Annotated in this window: 21 protein-coding genes and 1 pseudogene; 10 read left to right on the top strand and 12 right to left on the bottom strand. The window is 64.4% G+C overall.

Features of this window, described 5'->3' with window-relative positions; all coding sequences use genetic code 11:
- Nucleotides 1-630, bottom strand: coding sequence for a TetR/AcrR family transcriptional regulator (locus ACVWYP_RS31140; RefSeq protein WP_028342939.1), 630 nt, complete (start codon nt 628-630; stop codon nt 1-3).
- A 175-nt stretch (nt 631-805) separates the two neighbouring features.
- On the opposite strand from ACVWYP_RS31140, the gene ACVWYP_RS31135 reads away from it, so the two are divergent.
- Entirely contained in the window at nt 806-1141 is a 336-nt protein-coding gene (locus ACVWYP_RS31135) for a hypothetical protein (protein ID WP_304495972.1), read from the top strand.
- A gap of 129 nt (nt 1142-1270) precedes the next feature.
- Here the strand turns inward: ACVWYP_RS31135 and ACVWYP_RS31130 are convergent, their stop codons facing one another.
- From ACVWYP_RS31130 to ACVWYP_RS31110, 5 genes are all read right to left on the bottom strand, one after another.
- Nucleotides 1271-1885 (bottom strand): transglutaminase-like cysteine peptidase, encoded by a 615-nt coding sequence (locus ACVWYP_RS31130; protein WP_028342941.1) that lies wholly within the window; start codon nt 1883-1885, stop codon nt 1271-1273.
- 334 nt (nt 1886-2219) lie between these two features.
- Nucleotides 2220-2837 carry a PilZ domain-containing protein gene (locus ACVWYP_RS31125; RefSeq protein ID WP_028342942.1) on the bottom strand — a complete coding sequence of 206 codons (618 nt, stop codon included), beginning with the start codon at nt 2835-2837 and terminating at the stop codon, nt 2220-2222.
- A 141-nt stretch (nt 2838-2978) separates the two neighbouring features.
- Nucleotides 2979-4532 (bottom strand): FAD-dependent monooxygenase, encoded by a 1554-nt coding sequence (locus ACVWYP_RS31120; protein WP_028342943.1) that lies wholly within the window; start codon nt 4530-4532, stop codon nt 2979-2981.
- A 259-nt stretch (nt 4533-4791) separates the two neighbouring features.
- Entirely contained in the window at nt 4792-5751 is a 960-nt protein-coding gene (locus tag ACVWYP_RS31115) for an acyl-CoA desaturase (RefSeq protein ID WP_051448037.1), read from the bottom strand.
- Nucleotides 5752-5909: 158 nt separating this feature from the next.
- A complete protein-coding gene (locus ACVWYP_RS31110) occupies nt 5910-6506 on the bottom strand; it encodes a hypothetical protein (protein WP_304495971.1) in 597 nt (198 codons plus the stop codon).
- A gap of 169 nt (nt 6507-6675) precedes the next feature.
- On the opposite strand from ACVWYP_RS31110, the gene ACVWYP_RS31105 reads away from it, so the two are divergent.
- The 4 genes from ACVWYP_RS31105 (at nt 6676) to plsY (ending at nt 11785) form a co-directional block, all read left to right on the top strand.
- Nucleotides 6676-7827: a zinc-binding dehydrogenase gene (locus ACVWYP_RS31105; protein ID WP_028342945.1), complete on the top strand. Its 1152-nt coding sequence runs from the start codon at nt 6676-6678 to the stop codon at nt 7825-7827.
- Nucleotides 7828-7946: 119 nt separating this feature from the next.
- On the top strand, nt 7947-9893 hold the full coding sequence (locus ACVWYP_RS31100) for a patatin-like phospholipase family protein (RefSeq protein WP_304495970.1): 1947 nt from the start codon (nt 7947-7949) through the stop codon (nt 9891-9893).
- 58 nt (nt 9894-9951) lie between these two features.
- Nucleotides 9952-11091, top strand: a complete 1140-nt coding sequence (locus ACVWYP_RS31095; RefSeq protein WP_304495969.1) for an amidohydrolase/deacetylase family metallohydrolase — start codon at nt 9952-9954, stop codon at nt 11089-11091.
- Between the two features lie 40 nt (nt 11092-11131).
- On the top strand, nt 11132-11785 hold the full coding sequence (gene plsY / locus ACVWYP_RS31090) for a glycerol-3-phosphate 1-O-acyltransferase PlsY (protein WP_304495968.1): 654 nt from the start codon (nt 11132-11134) through the stop codon (nt 11783-11785).
- Nucleotides 11786-11857: 72 nt separating this feature from the next.
- Here the strand turns inward: plsY and ACVWYP_RS31085 are convergent.
- The 5 genes and pseudogenes from ACVWYP_RS31085 to ACVWYP_RS31065 form a co-directional block, all read right to left on the bottom strand.
- Nucleotides 11858-12014, bottom strand: a pseudogene (locus ACVWYP_RS31085) (ABC transporter substrate-binding protein); the annotation flags it as partial.
- A gap of 32 nt (nt 12015-12046) precedes the next feature.
- Nucleotides 12047-13240 (bottom strand): aspartate kinase, encoded by a 1194-nt coding sequence (locus ACVWYP_RS31080; RefSeq protein ID WP_304495967.1) that lies wholly within the window; start codon nt 13238-13240, stop codon nt 12047-12049.
- Between the two features lie 39 nt (nt 13241-13279).
- On the bottom strand, nt 13280-14578 hold the full coding sequence (locus tag ACVWYP_RS31075; RefSeq protein WP_304495966.1) for a peptidase M15: 1299 nt from the start codon (nt 14576-14578) through the stop codon (nt 13280-13282).
- Between the two features lie 278 nt (nt 14579-14856).
- Nucleotides 14857-15381, bottom strand: coding sequence for a hypothetical protein (locus ACVWYP_RS31070; RefSeq protein ID WP_304495965.1), 525 nt, complete (start codon nt 15379-15381; stop codon nt 14857-14859).
- A 1391-nt stretch (nt 15382-16772) separates the two neighbouring features.
- A complete protein-coding gene (locus tag ACVWYP_RS31065; protein WP_456684252.1) occupies nt 16773-18383 on the bottom strand; it encodes an ABC transporter substrate-binding protein in 1611 nt (536 codons plus the stop codon).
- Between the two features lie 315 nt (nt 18384-18698).
- On the opposite strand from ACVWYP_RS31065, the gene ACVWYP_RS31060 reads away from it, so the two are divergent.
- The 5 genes from ACVWYP_RS31060 (at nt 18699) to coaA (ending at nt 24143) form a co-directional block, all read left to right on the top strand.
- Nucleotides 18699-19157 (top strand): hypothetical protein, encoded by a 459-nt coding sequence (locus ACVWYP_RS31060; protein ID WP_028342710.1) that lies wholly within the window; start codon nt 18699-18701, stop codon nt 19155-19157.
- A gap of 254 nt (nt 19158-19411) precedes the next feature.
- On the top strand, nt 19412-20272 hold the full coding sequence (locus ACVWYP_RS31055) for an FAD binding domain-containing protein (RefSeq protein ID WP_304500331.1): 861 nt from the start codon (nt 19412-19414) through the stop codon (nt 20270-20272).
- A gap of 4 nt (nt 20273-20276) precedes the next feature.
- Nucleotides 20277-20759: a (2Fe-2S)-binding protein gene (locus tag ACVWYP_RS31050; protein WP_018272305.1), complete on the top strand. Its 483-nt coding sequence runs from the start codon at nt 20277-20279 to the stop codon at nt 20757-20759.
- Nucleotides 20756-23014 carry a xanthine dehydrogenase family protein molybdopterin-binding subunit gene (locus ACVWYP_RS31045; RefSeq protein WP_304495964.1) on the top strand — a complete coding sequence of 753 codons (2259 nt, stop codon included), beginning with the start codon at nt 20756-20758 and terminating at the stop codon, nt 23012-23014. Before ACVWYP_RS31050 ends, ACVWYP_RS31045 begins: the two co-directional genes overlap by 4 nt.
- A gap of 190 nt (nt 23015-23204) precedes the next feature.
- The gene (gene coaA / locus ACVWYP_RS31040) at nt 23205-24143 is read left to right on the top strand and encodes a type I pantothenate kinase (protein WP_439711101.1); all 939 of its coding nucleotides are present in this window, start codon (nt 23205-23207) and stop codon (nt 24141-24143) included.
- Nucleotides 24144-24268: 125 nt separating this feature from the next.
- On the opposite strand, the gene ACVWYP_RS31035 is transcribed toward coaA, so the two are convergent.
- Nucleotides 24269-25213: an ornithine cyclodeaminase family protein gene (locus tag ACVWYP_RS31035; protein ID WP_304495962.1), complete on the bottom strand. Its 945-nt coding sequence runs from the start codon at nt 25211-25213 to the stop codon at nt 24269-24271.
- Between the last annotated feature and the right edge of the window lie 2 nt (nt 25214-25215).

Raw genomic sequence — 25215 nt, 5'->3', positions numbered from 1 at the left:
TTAGCTGCGGCTGCGCCGCATGGTTCTTGGCCGCGCGGACAGGGGTTTGGCAGGCAAGCCCAACGCGGCGGCCATGAAGGCCCAGATGTCGCCGGTCAGCCTTGCCGGATCAGGCCGTCTTTCGCTCATGAGCGCGCCGATCAGCGCCTGGCGGATGCCGCCGATCATCAGCGCGATGGTGAGGTGAGGGTCGATGCCAGCGGACACGATCCCGTCGCGCTGGGCCGCCTCGAGCATGCGGGCGCCGGCTGCAAGCTGCCGGCCGGTGAAGGCGGTCTCGACATCGAGCACCTCGGGCGCGCGGCTGAGCGGTCCGATCACGAGGGGCGCAAACGGGTGATCATAGTGAAAGGCGACATAGGCGCCGATCCGCTGCTTCTCCCGGTCCGCCCAGTCCGTGGCGGACAGCTTGGCACCGCCGAACGCCGCCGCATCAAGTTGTTCATAGAAGCCTTCGACCACGGCGGCGATCAGGCCGGCCTTCGATCCGAAGTGGTGGTAGGCGAGCCCGACCGAGACCTGCGCCCGTCTTGCGACGGCCTGCATCTCGAGGTGCCCGCGGCCCTCGATGAGCTCGGCTTGCGCTGCCGAGAGCAGCCGTTCCCGTGTCCCCAGGCTCGTCGCGTCCATCGTGGGCTCACTCGCTGAATTGAATTCAATTCAATCTCGCCGATGCTAGGATGTCAAGCCGCCGACGCGAATGGCAAAGCGAGCCGGTGAAGGAATGCGATGGCGTTTGCGATCAAGACCGAGATCCGAAATCCACGGGCGATGGTGTTCAGCTTCACCGCGCAGAAGACCATGTATGGCGGCAAGCACATTCGCGGCCGACGACGTCGTGTTCGTGTTCGCGAGCGAGAACGAGGGCGGCAGCGGCCTGATCGCCCGCGCGATCGTCGCGTCGGCCGAAGCGACACCGCCCAAGATCGGCATCATCAGGCAAACGCCGCGCGTCAGCATCACGGTCAGGCGCACCGCATCCGCAGCGCGGCCGCTCGGGCGCGACCAGCTCAAGCGCTTCAAGGATTGGGACGACGGCCGGCCCGAGACCGAACTGAATTTCAAATTCTATCGCCAGGCCACCAACAAGATCGTCGGCATCTCGGACGAGACCGCGGCGTTTCTCGAGCGGTTCTTCTAGGCGTCGATCGACGCCGCTCAAAAAGGGTGCGGCCAGCCTTTGGGGGAAGGCTGGCCGCGCGCGAACCGGTCTGGGACGGGGAGGGGTGGGGATGTGACCGGGTCGCGAACTCGAAATTTCCTGTTCTGCTCAGCGCGAGCTTGCGGTTGCAACTGCGGGGCGGTTGTCCCCGAGCGAGACCCAGACATTGGGATCGCCCTGCGACTGCCGCTTGACGAAGCGGTAGCCAGTGTCGGTCCAGGCGACGATGCTCTCGTTCTGGTTATCGAGCACGAACTCGCCTTTGTCGGTCTTCACCGTCAGCACCGCGTGACCTTCGCCCTTCTTGTCGCGGACCACCGTGATCAACAGCGCCTCGCGGGGCCAGCCGGCGTCCATCAGCATCTTGCGCTTCAGGAGCACGTAGTCCTCGCAGTCGCCGTAGCCGTCAGTCGGCAACGACCATTTCTCGATCACGCCCCAATGATCCATGTCGGTCATCGGCTTGATGGATTCGTTGACCCACTTGTTGACCCGTACGAGGTCCCGCCAAGCGGTCTGCGACAACACGATGTCGCGTGGTTGCGTCGCGCCGCCGCGGCATTCGCCCGGATTGTCGGCACAGAATTCGACCCAGCCGATCGGCGAACGCGCAACATCACCCAGGCTGGCGTAGAGCACGTCGCCGGCCTTGGCCGACACGCACGTCGCAAACAGAATGGCGGCAACCGCCAAACCTTTCCCCTGTCCCCTGAACCCAAACATCGTGGCCCCCGTTCTTCTTGTTGGGACCACGTTTCGCACAAAGCTTTTGCGCCGCCGCTAAGTACGCAAAGTAGATTTGACGCGAATACTGGTAAAAGCTGCGACGAATTCGAACTGTACTTGAATCGAATTCGCGTAAAATTTGAAACAACTGCAATTGATTCAAATTTTATGCATTAACGCGGCAAGCGCTGCGCCAGCGCGGTTTGTTGCGTCAAACGCTGCGGCCGTTAACCGCCGATTTTCACCGGGCCAAACGCGCCGAAGGCGGCCACCGGTGCACCGGTGGCCGCCTTCGCGGGCCAAAACAGGGGGGCTTGAGCGCTTTTTCGCTTTACCTCGCGGTAACGCTCTCTTCGAGGGTTTCCGCCGATTGCTCGTGAACGAACTCGAGCGCGAAGCCTTCCTCGAGATTTCGCACCACACGGGACTGCACCCGCCCGAGCATCACGAGCGATTTCAGCGGCGGGCGGTTCTCGGCGGCAATCGCAGCACCGGACAAGGAAAGGTCGATGATGCGGCAGGTCATCCGCGTGCCGTCTTCCTGGGTCAGCAGGGCGATCGGGTTGCGCGGCACGATACGGTCGTGGCGGCGATCCTCGGGCAGATTGAGGATGTCGCGGTTGGCAAGCCAGGTCAGCTGCGCGGCGAGCTTGTCGCGCTTGCGCGCGGTGGCGCCGATCGTCATCGCAAAGCCGTTGTCGATGATGCGGGTGATGCGTCCTTCGACCCGGCCGATATGGTCGAGATAGGCGATCACGCGGTCGCCGACATTGCCGATGCCTGGCGCCAGCAAAGCGAGGCCGCCCGGCGACATGTTGATAATCTGGCAGGGAAACTCGCGCCGGTCGGGCAGCATGTAGCGGCCGAGCAGGTGCACCTTGACGCGCTGGAAGCGCCGCCGCTCCTCGGCTACGGGGACGACGGTAGTTTTCTTCTGTGCAAACGACATCACGACAAACCCGGCCACCGTCCATTCGGAGCCCCGACGACCCTACGGCTGATAGGGTTAACGGGGCGTTACGGTTGAGACGGGGAACCCGCACACGGTGCAAGAGAAACGTGAGTGGAACCCCGCGTGGCCCCCAAGGGGTCAGGGCTGCGCATCAGGTTCGCCGAACCACCGCGACATGACCTGAGCTGCTTCATCAAGGTGAGTGGCGGTGTCAGCGGCCCATGCGACGAAGCCGTCGGGGCGCACGAGCACGGCGTCGAGGCCCAGCCGATCCCGCGCATCGCTTGCGACATAGCCGATCCGGCCACGCCAGCGATCCGCAAGCGCTTGCAGCGGAGAGCGCGGATCGAAGTCCAGCAGCACGCCGCGCCCGTTCCTCAGCAGTTCGCCGAGTTTCGTGCCACAGGCGAGCTCGAAGTCGGGCGCGCTAAGGCCCACCAGCGGATGGTTGCCGCCAAGATCGTAGCGCAGCGAAACGCCCCACACGCGCTCGGCAAAGTAGCTCGCGCCGTCTGACGTCGCGATCAGGTCGCGGATGATGGCTTCGAGCGCGCGCGAACTTCGGCTTGGCCGCATCAGCGCGACCTGGGCGCGCGACCAGTCCAATACCTGCGCGGCCACCGGATGTCGCTCACGCGAGTAGCTGTCGAGCAGATCCGCCGGTGCGTCGCCGCGGATCGTGGCCGCGAGCTTCCAGCCGAGGTTCATCGCGTCGCCAAGCCCGAGATTGAGCCCCTGGCCGCCGAGCGGAGAATGAATGTGCGCGGCATCGCCCGCGAGCAGCACGCGCCCCTTGCGGTAATCCGTCGCCTGACAGGCGCGATCGGTCCAGGTGGTGGCAAGCCGGAGCGCCGTCAACGTGACGTCCGTGCCGGAGACGCGGCGCAGCACCGCCTGCACATGCTCGCGCGTGATCGGCCGGGTTCGGTGGAAGGCGCCGCCGTCGAACTCCACCATCGCGATCGTGCCGGGCCGCGCGTAGGTATACATGCCCGTCGGCGTGTAGTGACGGCCCGTGCGGAGCTGGTCCGGATCTGATATCTCGACCTCGACCGAATAGCCGGTGAATTCGGGATCGGTGCCGACGAATTCAAAGCCGCCGGCCTTGCGCACCATGCTGCGGCCGCCGTCACAGCCGACCAGCCAGCGCCCGTGGAAAGTCGCGCCCCCGGCGCGAATGGTGACGCCGTCGTCCGACTGATCCAGCGCCTCGACGCCGAGGCCGCGCCTGATCTCGACCCCCATCGCGGTTGCGCGCACGGCGAGGGCGGATTCGAGCGCCTCCATGTCGACCGCCATGCTGGTGCCTGCCGGGCTCGGCAGGCGAAACGGCCACTTCGACGTGTCGATATCGTCGTGAAAGAACTGGATGCCGGCAAAATGGCCGGCCGGGCGGCGCGGCGATTGCGTCCAATGCGCGCCATTCGATGCGCTGCTGCCCGAGCCATCGCTTGCGTGCTGCCATGCCGCGATGTCATCCAGCATCCCGCGACGATAGAACGCCTCGATGCCGGGCGCCGAAAGGCCGCGCATGCCGAAGGGCAGCCGCTTCAATGGCGAGCATGGCTCCGCGGCCTGCTCCAGCACCAGGACCGAGAGGTTTGCGCGCTGCAGCTCGCAGGCAAGCAGCAGGCCGACCGGGCCGGCACCGGCAATCACGACATCATGGGGAAGGGGGCGGCTGGTGCGCATGAACTGCTCCTTTGTCGGCGTTCGACCGGAGCGGTTCGTCGGGTTGAGAACCACACGGACGAACATTGGGCGCGCCTGGATGGCGTCCGGTGTTCGTCGTGGGGATCTCATGCACGAGGCAGGAGACCAGAGCTTTCGTTTTCGAAAGGACTTTCGTTTTCGAAAGGACTTGGGCTTACCAAACCAAGTCTGCCTTTTCCGACGCGGCGTATATAGCTGCGTGGCGTTCGATCCGCAACGGAAGGTCCGCGGCTGCGGATTACTGGAACAATGCGCTGCCGCGATGTCGCGGCGCGACCGCGTCGGCGTTGCCCGGTTCGTCGACGCGGCGCGAGCCCGGGCGCGGCGCAAGATTGTCCGGCGTCTTGATGTTGCTCGCGAGCCCTGCGGCTTCGAATGCCTTGATCAACCACCAGCCGAGGTCGATCTGACCCGGCAGCAGCCCGAGCTTCGCGGAGCCGGGATAGGCGTGGTGATTGTTGTGCCAGCTCTCGCCCATGCTGATCAGGCCCGCGATGCCGACATTGTAGCCCTGGGCCGCGACGCCTTCGATGATCCAGGTCTGTCCGCCTTTGCGATGCGAGTAATGACCGATCAGCCAGTGACCGGTGACGCAGACGGCGACACGGACGCAGATGCCCCAGACCAGCCAGCTCCAAGAGCCGATCGCGAGGAACAGGATCGCCCAGGGCAATTGCTGCCACATCCAGGTTCGCTCGACGAAGGCGTAGAAGCGGTCATCGGCGAGCCGTCGCTCGAGCCGGAATTCGGGCGGGTGTTTCAGCACCAGCGTGCAGTGCAGCTGCCACCACGCATCGCGCCAGAAGCCGGCGCGGTGACAGGAGTAGTCGTGGCACGCGGTCTGGCGCTGCGCCCAGTCGCGGAAATCGTGCAGCCGCACCATGCCGTAGGGGCCGGCCATCCCGACCAGCGTGCCGAGATAGACGCAGAGCCGTTCCAGCCACAGCGGACAGTCGAAGCTCGCATGGATCAGGCGTCGGTGCATGCCGACCGAATGCCCAAAGCACAGCGTGATCGCGCTGGTGACGATGAATAATGCGAACGCGCTCCACGTGAACAGCAGCGGCCCAAGGACGATCGCGACCGCGGTCATGCCGCCAAGCCACAGCGACTTCGCCGGCGCCCATCGCACGCGCCCGTCCAGCGGATCGGTGCCGGCGTCCACGAAGATTCGCTCCGAGCCGGGCTGCGGCTTCATTCCGTCACCTGAGGTTGCATCGCAGGTTGCGGTGAAGCGGTCGTCGCTGTCAATCGGCCGCCCACGTCCGTCATGTCGCGGCCCATATTGACGTCTGCGGCGACTTCAGCCAGGCGGCGCCCGGCCGATCCGAAGCGCGCGAAAGCGATGCGGTGAGGTTATTTGTCCTCGGCGTCCATTTCCGGTTCGACAGCCGTTTCCGGTTCGACAGCCGCCGCTGGTGGTTCGACAGTCACGGCTTTCAGCACCTTTCGCTTCGCCGCGCGGACCTCAATCTGCAGCGGCGGCTGATAGGAGCCGCTTGGCGGCACGAAGACGAAGGCATGGTGTCCATCGCCCTTGTTGAGCTTCAGGAGATCGTTGCGGAACTCATCGGCGACGACTTCGCCGACGAGGTTGTTGTTGAAGTAGATATCGATCGCAACCCTTTTGTCGGGGTGCTGGTTGTACAGGGCCCAGCCGGCAATCCTCTTCTCGTTGACCACGTCGACATGGCCGGTGATCTCGCCAAACAGACTCTCGATACCGGCCTCGATCACCTCGAGGTCGCTCCTGTAGATCGATCTCGTCACATCGAAGCTGAAATTCGCGGTATCGACGCATTGGTCGAGCAAACCCTGTCGATGCTCCTTCATTCGTTGCAGCGTGTCCAGTTCGCCCAACTTGACGTACATGCCGACGATACCTTCGATACCAGGATTCATGGTGTCGTTCCCCGCAATGCTACCAGCCAATTCGCCCTCGGCTGCCTTCACAATCGATGCCTCCTTGCGGACAATACTCCGCCAGGACTAGAAGCGCCTCGTTCCGCCAAGGTCTGTCATGAAGACCTTCATGACAGGCCTTCATGACATCCCAATCGTCCTGACCTAAAGTCGGCTCGGCCGAACCCGGCCCAACGACAAGGACAGGGAGAGCGAACCGATGGAGCAGATCCGCGTCTGCACGCATGATGGACCTGGAGCCAAGCCGGTAATCCGGACAGTGCCATGGCCGGAAATCGGCAAAAAGGCGGCCTTGATCAAGGTGGGCGCCTGTGGCGTTTGCGGAACCGATCTGCACATCTTGAAGGGACATTGGCCGAAGCCGTTGCCGTGGCCGTTCACGCTCGGCCATGAGCTCGGCGGCGTGATCGTCGAATGCGGCGCGGAGTTCACCGAGGATTTCATGAGCAAGCCGCTGCAGGTGGGATCGAAGGTGATGATCCCGCCCTTGATGCCCTGCGGCCGCTGCTACTACTGCATCCATTATCCCGAGAGCGCCAACAAATGCCTGACGCCGGTCTATTACGGCCGCTATCTCGGCTTCGACAAGGCGCCGCATATGTGGGGCGGCTGGGCTGAATATGTCTATGTCGATCTCGACATGCTGCCCGGCACTAAGATCTACAAATTGCCTGACGACATGTCGCTGCGGCTCGGCGCGCTCTCCGAGCCTCTGACCTCCTGCATCCGCGCCTTCAACCGCGCCACCCGCGCCGGCGGCTTCAGATGGGGCGACACCGTGGTGATCCAGGGTTCGGGGCCGATCGGCATCCTCGCGGTCGCCGCCGCGCAGGAAATGGGCGCGGGGCGCGTGATCTGCGTCGGCGCGCCGGAGACGCCGCGCCTTGCGCTGGCGCGCAAGTTCGGCGCCGAGGCGACTGTCGATATCGAGCAGCTCAAGACGCCGGAACAGCGCATCAAGGCGGTGCGCGACATCGTCGGCGGTTTCGGCGCCGACCTCGTCATGGACTGCTCGGGCCATCCGACCGCCGGCCCCGAGGGCATCGAGATGCTGCGCGACGGCGGCACCTATGTCGAGATGGGGCAGTTCACCGATGCCGGCTCGATCAATACGTCGTGGCACCGCATCTGCACCAAGGACCTCAACGTGCTCGGCTCCTGGGGCTTTACCGGCAACGACCTGCCGCTCGGCGTCGACATGCTCTACCGCACGCGGAACAAATATCCCTGGCTCGACATGCAGACGATCTATCCGTTCACCGAAGATGGCGTCGCCCGCGCGGTTGCCGACGCAATGGCGATGAAGACGGTGAAGTCGACCATCGTGCCGTGGCCGGAACTGGTCGGGTGAAGCTGATGGCGGATGCTGCAAATCCTGCTGCAGTGCTCCCAAGGATTTGTAGCCAGGGTGCGGCCGATTGAGCCGTGATATCGCTCGCCGGGACGACGGCCCGGCGCTAACATCGGAGCATGCATTCGAACCGTGTGCCGCCGAGCGCGACGTTTGCGTGGGGAAACGTGTCCGAGGACTTCGCGCTGTTCAGAACCCTCAGCGCGGAGCAGCGGCTGATTGCCTTTGGCGCAATGACCCGGCGCGACCTCGTGCGCGGCGAGCTGCTGGTCGAGCAGGGCGGCGCCTCCGACGCGCTGTTTCTGGTGCTGCACGGCGCGCTCGCGGTGTACCGGACCAGTCATCCCGAACCGATCGCGGAGCTTCGCGCCGGCGAACTGGTCGGCGAGATCGGCTTCTTTGCCAATATCCCGCGCACGGCCAATGTGATTGCGATCCGCGATACCAGCGTGCTGGTGTTGACGCGCGCCGCCTATACCACGCTGGCGCGAGAAACGCCCGAGATCGTCGAGGCGCTGCTGGCTGCGCTCGCGCGGCGGTTTGCCACCGAGACCGCGCGTCTGTTGCCGCTCCGGGCGTCACCGAAGGCGCGCACCGTCGCGCTGATCCCAGGTGGACGTGAACCGGTGCCTGCCGCCTTTGAGCACAGGTTGCGCGAAGGCCTTGCCGCTGCGGGTGCCGAGATCGTCGACCTCGCGCGGGTCCAGGCGATGTTTCCCGGCCGCGCGCTGGACGCATCCGAAGTCGCCGACTGGCTCAACAGGATCGAGTACGACGCGCCGCTGGTAGCCTATTTCGGTGGTCCTGACGCATCGGATTGGGCGCGGAAAACCATCCGCCAGGCCGACCTTGTCGTGTTCGCCTGCCGTGGCCATGCGCCCACGCCCGATCTGACGGAGATCGAACGCTTCGCCTGCGGAGTGCATCCGGCGTCGACGCGGCGCCTCGTCCGGGTTCATGACGTCAGGCGCCACGAGGTCAGCGGCACCGCGGCGTGGCTGGCGCGGCTGCCCTGCTTCATGCATCATCACGTCGCGCTCGAGGACCAGCTCGACATCGACAGCCTGGTTCGCTTCCTGCGCGGTCGCGCCGTCGGATTCGTCGCCGGCGGCGGCGGCAGCCTCGGCACCGCGCATGTCGGCGTCTACAAGGCGTTTCGCGAGCGCGGCGCTATGTTCGATATCTTTGTCGGCACCAGCGTCGGCTCGGCGATGGCGGCGGGCTTCGCCAAGAACTACGACGCCGAGCATCTCGAGCGCGGCACGCATGAGATCTTCGTCTCCAGCCGCAGCTTCCGCCGTCCGACCTGGCCGCGCTACGCCTTGCTGGACCACAAGGCGTTCGATGCCGCGCTCGCCGATCAGTACGGCCATAATTGCCGGATCGAGGACTGCTGGCGGCCGTTCGCGGCGGTCGCGACCAATCTGTCGACGCACAGTCTCGAATTGATCCGCACCGGTCTGCTGTGGCACGCGGTGCGGGCGTCGAGCGCCATCCCCGGTCTGCTGCCGCCGTTCTATACAAGGGACGGCTCGATGCTGGTCGACGGATGCCTCGTCGACAACGTTCCGCTGGCGCAGATGCACCAGATGAAGAGCGGACCGAATCTGGTGGTCCATTTCGGCGACCCGGCCACCGAGATGTTCGACGTCGACTATGCCGCGCTGCCGGGGCGGCTTGAGCTGCTTGCATCGCTGCTGACGCCGTTCCGCAAGAAATTGCTTCCGGCCGCGCCGAGCGCCGTCAACGTGCTGTGGCGAAGCCTCGTCGCGCATCAGCGCTACGATACGCTGCCGACCACGCCGCTCGACATGGTGATGCGTCCGCCGACGCCCGACGGCATCGACGTCACCGATTTCGACCGCCATCAGGAAATTTTCGAATCCTCGTACCGCTGGGCCCGCGAGACCATTGCTGCCTCGGAGGCGGCGCATCATCCGGCCATTGCGGCCATCGTCGCGTCGGCCAAGGGAGCGGACAAGGGAGCGGACAAGGCAACGGACATGGTTGCTGACAAGGCCGCGGATCGCGCGACAGCGACCGCGCCGGTTTCCCATGTCGGTTGAGCGGCTTGCAGGCGCCGGCGAAGTCGACCATCGTGCCGGACCGAATCCGGAGAACACGATGCCTTTCGATCTGATCCTGCGCGGCGGACGGGTGATCGACCCGTCGCAAAAGCTCGATGCCGTGACCGATGTCGGCTTTGCCTCAGGCAAGGTCGCTGCGCTCGGCCGCGAGTTGAAAGCCGATCCCGCCACCGAGGTCCGCGACGTCTCGGGGCTGATCGTCTCACCGGGGATCATCGACCTGCACACCCATGTCTATTGGGGCGGCACCTCGCTCGGCATCGACGCCGAGGAATTTTGCCGCAACTCCGGCGTCACCACCTCGGTCGACACCGGCAGCGCCGGCCCGGGCAACTTTGCCGGCTTCCGCAAGCATGTGATCGAGCCGAGCCAGGTCCGCATCCTCGCCTATCTGCACGTTTCGCATGCCGGCATCTTCGGCTTCTCGGATCGCGTGATGGTCGGCGAGAGCGAGGAGCTGCGGCTGATGAATCCAATCGACGCGGCGCGGGTCGCCGACGAGAACCGCGACCTGATCGTTGGCATCAAGGTGCGGGTCGGCCTGTTCGCCTCGGGCACCTCGGGGCTGGTGCCGCTCGAGATCGCGCTCGAGGTTGCCGAGCAGGTCGGCATGCCCCTGATGGCGCATATCGACCATCCGCCGCCGAGCTATGAGGAGGTGCTCGCGCGCCTGCGTCCGGGCGACGTGCTGACGCATGCGTTCCGTCCGTTCCCCAACACGCCCGCGACCGCGCAGGGCACGGTGAAGAAGGTCGTGCTGGAGGCGCGCGAGCGCGGCGTGCTGTTCGACATCGGCCATGGCAAGGGCTCGTTCGCCTTCAAGACGGCGCGCGCGATGCTCGCCAACGGCTTCTACCCCGACACCATCTCCTCCGATATCCATCAACTCTGCATCGACGGCCCGGCATTCGACCAGGTGACGACGATGTCGAAATTCCTCTGCATGGGGATGCCGCTGCCTGACGTGATCGCGGCGTCCACCGTCAATGCCGCGATGGCATTGCGGCGGCCGGAGCTCGGCAGCCTGAAGCCTGGCAGCGTCGGCGACGCCACGCTGCTCTCGGTCCGGCAGGGGACGTTCGACTATGTCGATGTGGTCGGCGAGCACCTGACCGGCGATCGCAAGATCGCATCCGAAGGCGTCGTGATCGGCGGACGCTGGTGGCATCCGCGTTAGGATTGATGGACGCGCCGCCAAGGGCATCGAGGTGACTGAGATGGTCTTCTGGATCGCGGGTGTGGCTGGACTGGCGATCGCCTATCTGCTCGGTTCGACGCCGACGGGGTATCTGGCGGGGAAGCTGCTGAGGGGCATCGATATCCGCCAGCATGGCTCCAAATCCACCGGGGCAACGAATGTGTTGCGAACCCTGGGGAAGTGGCCCGCATTGGCGGTGCTCGTGGTCGACGTGCTGAAAGGCATGGCGGTCATCCTGTTCGCCCGCTGGTTTTATCCCTGGTTGTACACCTTGCCATCCGTCACGCCGCCGGCAGCGCTTGATCCGCAAACGTGCGTGTCGTGGGCTGTCTGCCTGGCCGGGCTTGCTGTGTTGTTGGGGCACGGCCGTTCGATCTGGCTGAATTTCACCGGCGGCAAATCCGCTGCGACCGGGCTCGGCGTGTTGCTGGCGATGTCCTGGCCGGTAGGCCTCGGCGCCGCGGCGGCCTTCGGCGCGGTGGTGGCTGTCTCTCGGATCGTTTCCCTCGGCTCGATGCTGGCGGCATTGACGGCGATCGTCCTCGTCTGCGGCCTGGAGCAACCGCTGCCCTATCGCTTGCTGGTGATCGCAGGCGGCATCTACGTGATCGTGCGCCATCGTGCCAACATTCAGCGGCTGCTGGCCGGCACGGAGGCGCGGCTCGGGCATTGATAAAAGAAAACGCGTTTGAACCATGGATATGGAATCCCGTTCCGATTCCATCGGAACGGCGCTCTCGTCGGCGAGGACTTCGTCACTTTCGACGAGCTTGCGGGACCTGCTGAACCGTCTTCGCCGGCGTCGCGGCATCGTCGTAGGAAATCAGGTTGAACCGGTGGCCGTTGATGCCGCCCCGCTCGTTGATCATCCGGGAGTAGGCGGCCTGCACCTTGCCAATGCCAACGGCCGACGTCGTCCGTTGCCAAATTTCAACTAGATCAGCGAATGCAAAGCCATGACCGCAGCCTCACGGCTCTCCACCGGAACAAAGAAGCTTACCGAATGCGATGACAAGACATACTTGTCGGCGATGATTCCGTGACGTTGCAGAATCTGAACCGCCTTGTATGGCAGGTCCGAGGAAATGCCGCCGAAGCAAGTGAGGCTCACCGAACTCAGCGTCTCGCGCTGTTTGCGCAGGTCTTTGCTCCGTTCCAATGTGCGCAGCAACGCGTCGAGTGTCTCAGAATCGCAAGTCATCATGATGCGGGTTTTTTCGGCGGTGAAAGCCGAGGCGAGGAGTTGCGGCCAAGGCAAGCCATTTTGCTGGAGATGCTGTGCGAACTTCTCAAAGCCTTGATTGAGGTCCGCCGAATCGATCTCCACATGCTCAATGCGAGCCATCGAGTTGACGGCCAGGATTCTTCCGTTCTCCATGTCTGCGACCTCCTTCATCACTTGCGTGCTGTGTCGAGCGCCGCCCCACTTTCTCAGGACCAAAGGCACGTTTTGGCTGTGGGCCAGCTCCACGCTGCGAAAGTGCAGGACTTTGGCGCCCCAGAAGCACATTTCGGATAGGGATGCGAAATCCAGCTGACGCAAGGGTTTTGCGTCCGCGACGATGCGCGGGTCAGCCGAGCAAACTCCGTCGACCTCCTTGATAATCTCGCAGCACTCCGCCTTGAGCGCCGCAGCCATGGCGACCGCGGTGGTATCGCTGCCACCCCGGCCAAGCGTGGTGATTTCCTTGGTCAGCGGGTTCACGCCCTGAAAGCCCGCCAAAACCACGATGCGTCCACGATCGAGTTCTTCGCGCACGCGAATGGGCCGCACGTCCAGAATGCGTGCGGAGGAATGGGACCCGTCGGTCATGACGCCGGCCTGACTGCCGGTAAAGCTGATCGCCGGCACGCCGAGATCAGACAGCGCCATGCTCATCAAGGACATGCTGATGCGCTCGCCGGTGGTCAACAACATATCGAGTTCGCGGCGATTGGGATGCGGGCTGACCTGATAGGCCATCCTGACGAGTTCATCGGTGGTCTTGCCCATCGCTGAAACGATCGCCACGACACGATGACCACGGCCATGCAGATCGGCGACACTGCTCGCGGCCGCGCGGATTTTTGCCGGTGTTTCGAGACAGACGCCGCCGTATTTTTGCACGATGATGGGATTGCTAGGCATTGTTGCCCGCGTCGTGTTGGAAGGCGCAGCCGAACCCGATCAGATCGTTCTCCCCTTCGACGCTTTTGCGGTCTTTGATCGTTTTGCCACGACCCGCACAGCGCCCCGGTCGCGCTTCTTGCGATCCGCTTCCGCGTGCTGAGGTTTCGTCCCGCCGCGGTGAGCGGCGTATTCCTTGCCGTCGATCGGCGCGACATGCGGTGGATCTCGATCGAGATACGGTCGCCCGATTCCAAAATCCGGTCCACGCGCATCGATCCATTTCCAAAGGGCCTCGGTGGTGACCCAACGCTCCGCCCGCGTCGCGCCTTTGACGCTCACGACATCGACGGCAAGCCCATGGCCATAGCCGCCACGGAAGCTCCCTCCATGGTATGACTTGTCGGACGCCGCCTTCAGGCCGCTCGCGATCGATTGACGATAGTCATCCCGGAACGCGCTGGTGATGCCGGGCGCCAACCCGGCCTGCTCCGCCGCGTAAAGCGCGTGAAACAGCTTGAGCTTGAAGCTCCGATCCACCCCTCCAATCACGTAGTCGATCATCGGCTTGCCCATTCGTTCCGCCGCCTTCGGATCCTTCCACGTGAAATCGTTATCGACGCGCCTGGTGAACGTCCTGGTGACAGTCACCGTCTTGCGCTTCCTCTTGACGGTCACTTTCCGCTGCTCTTGTACGCTGATGGTGTCTTGCTTCGGCGTCCGTTCGTAGAGCGCCCACAGGTACCGGTCGATGCAGACATCGACGACGAGGCACTCCTCGAAAATATCCAGGGGTCTCGCGGCCTCCTCGGTGTCGCTCGACACTGGAGGCGGGCTCGCCGTCGCCGCCTGCACCGGCGATGTTTCGGCCGGCAGCGTCTGCGACGAATCGGGCAACGCAGCCACGACGATTGGCTTCGGCTCGCTCGAGCTCGCCGTCGCATCAGGGGGCGTCGCCGGCACCGATTCAACCGCCATCGCCGCATCGGCGTTGGCGACAGCGTTAACCATGACGCCTGGCTGCGGGGTGGCCATCGTGTCGGACGCCGTCTCCGTTACGGGTTCCGCAGCCATCGCCGCTTCAGCATTCACTTTGGTGACGTTGTCGACTGCGGTGGTCTGTCGCGTATCAGCCGGTTCGGCGTTGGCGGCGAGAGATGGTGCGAGGTCGTCGATGGACACTGCGCCGCTGTTCCCGGTGCCGGCAGAGCCGGCAAGCCAGGCAAGGAGCCAACCTGCGAGAATGACCGTCCCGCACAACTCCGGAGTCGCAATTCGCCGCGGGTTCATCACCCCGTAGCCTCCAAAGGCTCGATCCGAGCCCTGTTGCACCGCCCAGCACGCGACGGCATCGATCATTCGGATCAAAATGGAAATGCGCAATGGGCGGAAGCAGTTGGCGCCACGCTTTTCCAGAAAGTGTTGCCCGACCGCAACGCGCGGCCGCGTGCAACCCGGCACGGCGCGTGCTGCTGCGTTCGGTGATTTTCACCAGCGATCGAGCTCTGATTTCCGCTCTCGGTCAAAAGCCGCCCATAGCGACCGGACCGGGTGACTTCCGGTTCACCTCGAAGAGCCGACGTTCGCGATCGTCACGCAGGCCGTCAGCTATGGGCCAAAAGCAGACCCGATCGAATTTAGGGTTTGGTCCACTCCGGGCCAGTACCGGCAAGGCGGCACTCACGGACACCGAACTCGTTTTTCATGCACTTCGCGGTACTAAAAATGGTCCCTTGCTTTTGCGCGAATTCTTTGGACCACGCCCGCATGTCTGCCCTCTCGACCGCTTCCAACATAACCCCGCGCACAGGATCGTCTCGAAGCGTACCGAGAACGATACCCTGCCCGACGCCCACGCGGGTGCAGCTTGTAGGGTAGACAAATATCCTCAAATATTTGGCATCGATAGATCCCTTGATCACTCGATCAACACGCGCGTTCATTAGCTCCATCTGAAAACCACGGACATCGCCAACTTGGGTTATGTCATAGATCGTCGCTTCGATGACGACGGGTGCGTCGATGTCCGTCGGGACATTCTCGAATAAGATGCCTCGTTCCGAGCTCTGCGTAATACAAGCCACTGCACTAGTGCACGCAATACAATAAACGCCCAAGCCGAGCGCCCATTTACGTAGATCGGTAAGCCATTCGGTGATCATCGCACACGATGCCAATTCCTTGCGGTGTCTGCAATGGGTCAAAACCCGCCCACAGCGACCGAACCGGGGACCTCCGCTTCACCTCCAAGAGCTGACGTTCCCGATGGTCATGCAGACCGTCAGCTATGGGCCAATGACGCCGAGCAGTGTGCGCAGACCGCCCTTAATGCTGGCCCTGCTTCGCACGGTCGGCGGCGGCAGCGTAGGTTCTTCTCGATAAGCAACCCAGTGAAGGGCCGTGAACCTTCCGGCGTAAAGGACTTTTTCCGCGAAAATGGCAGACAATACCTCGGTGAGCAGGAGTAGCCACAAAACGGCAATCGGAGCCAAACCTGCGATTGACTTGAACGCACGCATCCTCGTGCCCGTTCTGCGTGTGATCCTGACCTGTCGATCTTCCATTGCGCCGATACCCTGATCAACCCGGATCGAGCTGACCACCAATGCCCTAAAGCTCGATGAACTACATGCCCATAATTTTTACGGGAGCCGGTAATTCAAGGTCAGCCTTCTGAAAGGCTGCATCGGGTCAAAAGCCGACCACGGCGGCCTGCTAGACCTTGGTCGGCTTCCCTCCCTAAAGCGGACATTGCAGCCTTCTGAGCAAAGGTCGGCGGCGGGCCACTAGCAGAAGTCATCGTCTCAGATCGGGTAGCGCCATTTCAGGGCGCGCCGCACGAAGAAGGCCGCGACAAGCACAACGGCCCAGGCGACGAGATACGCGATGAGAGCCCAACGATGGTGAGGCAGGTATGCTGGACCGAACATGAGTACGAGGATTGCAACGAGAATTACAATCCACGCATGGGACAGCGGAGAGCGGTATATCCCCGTTGGCTTAAGTTCCAGCGATCGTTCGTGGCTACGCTTGGCGCGAAGGAGGAAGTAAACCAACGGGCCGACAAAGAGTAAAAGTGCGAGCCAATTCATGCAGCTAGATTAGCACAGAAGCACTAAGCATTCCTGATTGGGGCATGAAAAATTAGACACGATCGACCCGACATCCGCTTTGGGTCAAAAGCAGTCGACGACGATCCGGCACGGCAATTACTGCGTCGCTGTCAGAAGCGGACCTTTGTGAGTCCACGCCCTCGTTATCGGCAAGGCTGGGGTGCCGCGAATGATGCGCAATCGCAGCCATTGGTTCGCGCCGGAGGGGGAGGCTGATTTCGGAATATTGGAAATGTATTGCTGATTTGCCCGGCGTGTCAAGTTGCCCGGTCGAACGCCGGCGGCCGTCGGCTCCTTTGCATGGGGTTGTTTTCGGTATTTTTTGCAGCGCCCGCAAGCGAGAGCGGTGAAGCGCCTCGGCGGCTGAAACGATGAACCTTCCGACGTGCCTCAGCTGGCCCAACGTTGATCAGCGGCGTGCCTCGCTCGCGCCGCCGGCCTTATTCGGTCTTGTCGACGTTCCAGAACACCGGCGGCGCCGGGCCTTCCAGCACGCCGGTGAGCGATTTGCGCCAGGCGCTCGGCAAGCGGAACTGGCCGAGCGGGATATAGATCACCTGCTCGTAGGCTTGCTTTTGAATCTCGACCGCGACCTTCTTCTGCTCCTCGGGCGAGGTGGCGCGCGCATAGGCGTCGCGCATCTGCTCGAGCTTGGCGTCTTCGGGCCAGCCGAACCAGGCCCGCTTGCCGTTCGCGGCGATCTGGTTGTTGACAATCGGGTTCATCACCTCGGTCGCGCCGGTGAAGGTGAAGAACAGGTTCCAGCCGCCTTCCTTGGGCGGCTTCTGGCTGGCGCGGCGGCTCACCACGGTCTGCCAGTCCGTCACCTGCGCGTCGACGTTGAAGCCGGCCGCGCGCAACAGCTGCGCCGCGACCGTCGGCGGCCCCTTCAGCGTCTGCACGTCGCCGGGGATCATGATCACGACGGGCGTGCCGTCATAGCCCGAGGCGGCCAGCGCCTTCTTGGCCTCGGCCATGCCGTTGCCCTTGATCAGCGTCTCGGCGCCGGCGTCGCTGGCGAGCGGCGTGTCGCAGGCGAAATAGGAGCCGCAGATCTCGTAATATTTCGCGTTGCCGACGGTGGCGTCGAGCACGTCCTTCTGGTTCATCGCCAGGAATGCGGCGCGGCGGATCTTGGGGTTGTCGAACGGCGGGTGCAGGAAATTCATCCGGCCCTCGATCTGGAAGCCGAACTTGTTCAATACGGCCACGGTGAGATCGGAGTTCGCCTCGAGCACCGGCAGCAGGTCGACTGACGGCTGTTCCAGGAAATTGATCTCGCCGGATTGCAGCGCGTTGATCGCGGTCTGCGCGTCGGGCATCGTGACCCATTCGACGCGATCGACCTTCGCGGCCTTGCCGCCCGACAGCCAATCCGGCTTGTCCTTGCGCGGCACGTAGTCGGCGTTGCGCTCATAGACGGCTTTGACGCCCGGCTGGAATTCCGCGCTCACGAATTTGAACGGCCCGCAACCGATCTGCTCGGCGATCTGCTTGCCCGGCGGCGTCTCAGCGAGCCGCTTCGGCATCATGAAGGCGACGTAGGAGGAGGGCTTAGCCAGCGACTCCAGCACGAGGCCGTACGGCTCCTTGAGCTTGAGCACGATCGTCTTCGGCCCGCTCGCCTCGAGGGAAGCGGTGAATTCGGCCAGCTTCTGCGCCATGCCGTCGACGGCGGTCCAGCGCTTCAGCGAGGCGATGCAGTCCTCCGCGGTGACGGGCGCGCCGTCATGCCATTTCAGGCCGTCGCGCAGCGTGAAGGTGTAGGTGAGCCTGTCGTCCGAGATCGTCCAGTCCGCCATTTGCGGGCGGACCTTGAAGCTTGAATCGATGCCAAGCAGTGTGTCGTAGACCATGTAGCCATGGTCGCGGGTGATGTAGGCGGTGGTGAAACCGGGATCGATGATGCGCAGGTCCGAATGCATCACGGCGGTGATGGTCTTGCCCTTGCCCGCGGCAAGGGCGCGCGATGACAGGATGGCCGGCGCCGCAATCGCCGGCGGCACGCCGGCCGCAAGCTTGAGGAGCGTTCTGCGCGAAACTTCGACCATTCGCCGTCTCCCGATCTGTCATTGCGCCGGCATGCTTCACCAATCCGTTGTTGAAAGCAAGCAAGAGCCGCGCCATCGCGTTCGGTCTCGTTGCGAGGTTGCGCAGCCGTGTGCGCTCACTGCTTGAGCACGTCGCCGAGCAGGCGTTGGTTCCGGGCTTCGCCGCTCGGCACGTCCCGACGAGGTTGAGGAGGACTTAACCGGCTGCCGACACTTGTATTGCCTGGGTTAGCCGGGGTTGGACATCTTTCCGGTAGCTTGCTTGACGAGTGTTCGGCGGTCGAACCGCCGCGTCCCCTTGAGAGGCAAGTCGCCATGCGCCGCGGTCTGCTCGTTCTTCTCGTGTTCGTCGGCATGGCGGTGTCCGGTCAGGACGTACGCGCCGCGGAGTTCGGCACGCGATACAGCTACCAGCAGCTGCAGGACCTGACCGAGAAGGGTCCCAAGGGCGAAGCCCTCGCGCTTGGCTATGTGAGCCTCACGCACTCCTTCATCCTGCCCTACAAGATGACGGGATACTACGCCCTCATGGTCAAGGGCTCCGGCAAAGACCTCAACGGCCGCCCGCTCAACGTCTACCACGAGCTCTCGCCGGAGAAGATCGAGCAGATGCAGCGTGCCGGCGCGCTGCCCAATCCGCTTCCCCCTTACCGGCGCACGATCTTCGAATACATGTTCGGCTATGTGCTGTGGTGGTGCATTCCGGCGGCGCTTCTCATCATCGGGATGTTCTCGATGCTTGGGATCGGCTCCGGCAAACGCGGTCAGGCCTGACCGATCTGGTTGGCGGCCTCGTCGCGGCGGGTCGCGAGCGCGCCCCAAAGCACAGGCCGCGCGCCGCCGCCGGCACTGCACAAGTCCGCATCCTGCATAGGAGCCTGCGCTTCCTGCCGCACCTCGCAGGCTGTTCGGACCCCGATCCGCCGTGTAGGCTCGCGATCTGCCGGCCAGCAATCAATAAGGCCACATCCCGCAAATCTTAAGGGAACAAGCAGTCGAGGGAGACCGAAAGAACCGTCATGACCGATATCCGATACGTAGCACCGCGCACGCTTGACGAAGCGGTTGGCGCATTTGCTGCCGCCGGGAGTGCCGCCCGCATTATGGCAGGGGGCACCGACTTATTGGTGCAAATGCGCTCCGGCCTGGTGCGGCCGGGACTGATCGTCGACATCAAGAAGATCGGCGAGATGACCGAAATCAGCGAAACCGCCGATGGCGGTTTCCGTGTGGGCGCCGCCGTCTCCGGCATGGAGCTCGCCGAGCATGCGCGCTTCGGAAGGGCTTGGCCCGGCGTGCTCGAGGCCGTGAACCTGATCGGCTCGAAGCAGGTGCAAGGCCGCGCCTCCGCCGGCGGCAATCTCTGCAACGGCTCACCGGCCGGCGACAGCGTGCCGGCGATGATCGCGGCGGGGGCCGTCGTCACCGTGCAGGGTCCGAACGGCCGGCGGGACATGAAGGTTGAGGATGTGCCGGCCGGACCTGGCCGTACCAACCTCAAGCCGGGCGAGATCCTCGTCAGCTTCACCTTGCCGCCGCGGCCGAAAGGCTCGAGCGATGCGTATCTGCGGATGATCCCGCGCACCGAGATGGACATCGCGGTGGTCGGCATCGGCGTCAGCCTGACCTTGAAGGACGGCGTCTGCACCGCGGCCCGTGTCGGCCTCGGCGCGGTGGCGCCGACCGCGCTGCTGGTCGCGCCGGCGGCGAAGGCGCTGATCGGCTCGAAGCTCGACGATGTCGCGCTCGAAGCCGCCGCTGCCGCGTGCCGCGCCGCCTGTCGTCCGATCGACGACAAGCGCGGCACCATTGCTTACCGGACCAAAACCGCCGGCGTGCTGCTCAAGCGCACCGCCGCGATCGCCGCCCAGCGCGCGGGAGGACACTAGCACCATGGCGAAACTGCACGTCACCACCTCAGTCAATGGCGAGCCGGTCGAATTCCTGTGCGAGCCGTACGAGACCATGCTCGACGCGCTGCGCGGGCAATTGGGGCTCACCGGCTCGAAGGAGGGCTGCGCGTCCGGCGATTGCGGCGCCTGCTCGATCACGCTCGACGGCCGCCTGGTCTGCTCCTGCCTGATGCTCGCGGCCGAAGCCGAGGGCCACGAGATCAGGACCATCGAGGGCATGGCCAGGGGCGAGAAGCTGCACCCGTTGCAGCAGAAGTTCCTCGAGCACGCCGCGCTTCAGTGCGGCATCTGCACCTCGGGCATGCTGGTGGCCTCCGAAGCGCTGCTCGCCAAAAATTCCAATCCGACCGAAGAGGAAGTCCGCTTCTGGCTCGCCGGCAATCTCTGCCGGTGCACCGGTTACGACAAGATCGTCCGCGCGGTGATGGAGACCGCTGCCGAAATGCGGGAGATGCGCCCATGAACGTCGTCAACAACAAATGGATCGGCCAGCGCACCATCAGGCCCGATGGCGTCGACAAGGTGACCGGCCGCGCGGCGTTTGCCGCCGACACCACCATGCCCGGCATGATCTGGGGCAAGGTGCTGCGCAGCCCGCATCCGCACGCCCGCATCAAGTCGATCAACACCGCCAAGGCCGAGGCGCTGCCCGGCGTTAAGGCGGTGGTCACCGCGCGCGACATCGTCGACTTCACGATCGAGAAGGGTGCCGTCATGCTCGGCATCCAGGACATGCGCTGGATGTGCCGCAACGTGATGGCGCGCGACAAGGCGCTGTTCCCCGGTCATCCCGTCGCCGCCGTCGCCGCGACCACGGAGGCGATCGCAGCCGAAGCCTGCAAGCTGATCGAGGTCGACTACGAGGTGCTGCCCTGGGCGATCGAGATCGACGACGCCTTGATGCCTGATGCGCCGATCCTGCACGAGTTCAACAGATTCGACGGCAAGCCCTCGAACATCATGGGCCGCATCGAATCCAAGAAGGGCGACATCGCGCAGGGCTTCAAGGATGCTGAAGTCGTCATCGAGCGCTCCTTCACCACGCGCCCGGTGCACCAGGGCTATATCGAGCCGCATGCCTGCCTGATCTCGGTCGCGGCCGACGGCAAGACCACGATCTGGTCGTCGAGCCAGGGCCAGTTCATGGTGCGTGCGATGACCTCGATGCTGACCGGCATCCCGCAGAGCGACATCCGCGCCATCCCCGCCGAGATCGGCGGCGGTTTTGGCGGCAAGACCATCGTCTATCTCGAGCCGCTCGCGACCTTGCTCGCCAAAAAATCCGGCCGCCCGGTCAAGATGGTGATGACGCGCGAGGAGGTGATGCGCGCCACCGGGCCGACCTCGGGCTCGAAGAGCACGGTGAAGATCGGCGCGAAGAAGGACGGCATCATCGTCGCCGCCCATGGCAGCTTCTATCTGCAGGCCGGCGCCTTCCCGGGCTCGCCGATCCGCGGCGCGGTCGGGTGCAGCTTCGCGCCCTACGACATTCCGCATGTGCTGTCGGAAGGGTTCGACGTCTGCTCCAACCGCTCCAAGGTCGCGGCCTATCGCGCGCCCGGCGCGCCGATCGGCGCCTACGCGGTGGAATGCGTGCTCGACGAGCTCGCCGAGGCGCTCAAGATGGATCCGCTGGCGCTGCGGCTGAAGAACGCGGCGAAGGAAGGCACCAAGGCCGCCCATGGCCCGGTGTTCCCGCGCATCGGCTATATCGAGACGCTGGAGGCCGCGAAGAACCATCCGCATTATGCCGCGCCGCTCGGCAAGCTGCAGGGCAGAGGCATCGCCTCCGGCTTCTGGTTCAATGCCGGCGGTGAATCCTCCGCGCAGGTCAACATCACCGAGGACGGCAACGTCGTCGTCACGACAGGGCATCCCGATATCGGCGGCTCGCGCGCCGGCATCGCCAATATCTGCGCCGAGTTGCTCGGCATCGATTACAAGCGCGTCTCCGTCATCATCGGCGACACCCAGACGGTCGGCTTTTCCAACCTGACCGGCGGCAGCCGCGTGCTGTTCGCCTCCTCGATGGTGGTGACGCAGGCGGCCGACAAGGTGATCGCGACCTTGCGCGAGCGCGCGGCGAAGATCTGGGAGATCGACCCTGAAGCCGTGAAGTGGGAGAACGGCGCCGCGCATCCGGTCAGTCCGAATGCCGGCCAGTTCGAGCCGCTGACGCTCGCCGACCTCGCCGAGAAGGCGCCGTCGCAGGGCGGCCCGATCGGCGCCAGCGTGCAGCTCAACACGCAAGGCGCCGAGGGCGGCTTCGGCACCCATATCTGCGACGTCGAGGTCGATGTCGATCTCGGCATCGTCCGCGTCATTCGCTACACCGCCGTGCAGGATGTCGGCCGTGCCGTGCATCCGAGCTATGTCGAAGGCCAGCTGCAAGGCGGCGTCGCGCAGGGCATCGGCTGGGCGCTGAACGAGGAATACATCTACAACAAGGACGGCAAGGTCGATAATCCGGGCTTCCTCGATTATCGCATGCCGGTCTGCTCCGACCTGCCGATGCTCGATTGCGCGCTGGTCGAGGTGCCGAACCCGAAACATCCGCAGGGCGTCAAGGGCGTCGGCGAGGTGCCGCTGGTCCCTGTGATGGCCGCGGTCGCCAACGCCGTCCACAACGCGCTCGGCAAACGCTTCTACAGCCTGCCGATGTCGCCGCCGAAGGTGTCGGAGGTGCTGGACGCACCGACGCAGCAGGCAGCTGAGTAGGGAGCGTAGGGCGGGTTGCGGTTCGCAAGCCGCCCTGCGGTTCTCCAGCGGTTGCCGCGTAGCCCGGATGAGCGAAGCGATATCCGGGGAGAGAGCTTCCCGCATGTCGCGGCGCCCGTCATCGGGCGCACGTTCGTGCGACCCGTTGGCTCATGCGGGCTACTCGCCGCATCAGGCTCACCGTGAACGGATGAGGATGACCCACCCCGACGAGCTGTCCGCCTACATGATCTTCGGCCGCGGCGATTGGGCGGCCTTGCGCGCCAGCACGTCGCTGACGCTCTCGGACGCCGATCTCGCGGCGTTGCGCGGATTGAACGAGCCGATCAATTCTGCCGAAGTCAGCGACGTGTATCTGCCGCTGACGCGCTTGTTGAACCTGCATTTCGCGGCGGCGCGCAACCTCGCGCACGTCAAGGCGGAGTTTCTCGGCCGGCCGGCACGCCGTTCGCCCTATATCATCGCATTGGCCGGCAGCGTCGGCGTCGGCAAGAGCACCTTTGCCCGTGTGCTGTGCGCGCTGCTGGCCCGCTGGGTCGATCATCCGCGGGTCGAGCTGGTGACGACCGACGGCTTCCTGCATGCCAACGGCGTTCTCGAAGAGCGCGGGCTGATGCGGCGCAAGGGTTTTCCCGAGAGCTACGATCTGCCGCGCATGTTGCGATTTCTGGCAGCGGCGAAGGCGGGCGAACGCGAGATCGAGCTGCCGGTCTACTCGCATCTGATCGGCGATATCGTGCCGTCGGAACGCCAGGTCATCCAGCAGCCGGACATCCTTGTCTTCGAGGGCCTCAACGTGCTGCTGGCGCGCGGCACGGCGCCGGTGGTGGTGTCGGATTTCTTCGACTTCTCGATCTATCTCGATGCCGACGAAGCCGACATCCAATCCTGGTATGTCGAACGCTTCCTCAGATTGCAGCCGACGGCGTTCCGGAATCCCGCCTCCTATTTCCACCACTACAGGGACCTGCCGCCCGACGATGCGCGCGAGGTCGCGGAGCGGCTGTGGCGTGAGCATCATCGCGCCAATCTCAGGGAGAACATCTTGCCGACGCGAACGCGGGCCGACGTCGTGTTGCGCAAGCGCTTCGACCATTCGATCGGCGAGGTCTGGCTGCGCGAGACGTAGAGCAATGATGTAGCCCGGATGAGCGAAGCGATATCCGGGAGCATAGTCCCGCATGTCGCGGAGGCTGTCATCGGGCGCGCATTCGTGCGACCCGTTGGCTCATGCGGGCTACAGAACAGTTCCGCTTACCGCAGCTCCTTCCCCAGCTGCGCAAGCACCGTCTCGCAGGTCATCAGATCGAGATGCCCGCCGCCGGCGTTCTTGAAGAAGGTGATGTCGTCTGCTGACAGTCGGCCGGCGACCTTGCCGCCCGCGAGATCGTAGTGATCGCCGAGCACATCGGTCTCCTTGATCGCGCCGCTGGCGATCGGCTGCAAAATGTCGCCGACGCCGTCGAAGGCGGATTCGCGGCGGTCGACGAAGATGCGCGAACGCCGCGCCGCCTCGTCGTCGGACTCGCGGGTCTCCGGGGTGAAGCCGCCGACCAGATCGAGATGGGTGCCGGGCCTTAAGTTGGCGCCCTTGACCAGCGGCTCGCGCGAGCGGGTGCAGGTGGTGATGATGTCGACCTCGCGTGTCGCGGCGTCGAGATCGGTGACGGCTTCCGTGGCGATACCATCGCCTTCCAGCAGCGCGGCGAGCTCCTGGGCGCGCTCGACCGTCCGGTTCCAGACCCGCACCCGCTTCAGCTGCGGCCGCACGGTGCGGTGGCCGCGCACCAGCCAGCGCGCCATCTCGCCGGCGCCGACCACCAGCAGCGTCTCGGCATCCGGCCGCGCGAGGTGTTTTGCGCCGAGTGCGGAATCCGCGGCGGTCTTCCAATGGGTGATTTCGGCGGCGTCCATCACCGCGAGGGGACGCCCGTCATTGCCGTCGAACAGCACGCAGACCGCCTGCACCGCCGGCAGCTTGCCGTGGGCGAGGTTGCCCGGAAAGCTGGTGTAGAGCTTGGTCATCATGAAGCGGCCGGCATCGACCGCGCTGCGCGTCACCAGCTGCTGGCCCTTGTCGTCGCCGAGATAGCTGTCGTGCACCGCGATCTTCGGCCGCCGGTGCGCGGCTTCGATCGCCTCGATCAAGACCGGAAAGCTCAGGACGCGGTTGACCTCGCTGTCGTCGACGATATGCACGT

The organism is Bradyrhizobium sp. USDA 3262 (assembly GCF_054060035.1).
This window is presented reverse-complemented; position numbering and strand designations above follow the sequence as displayed.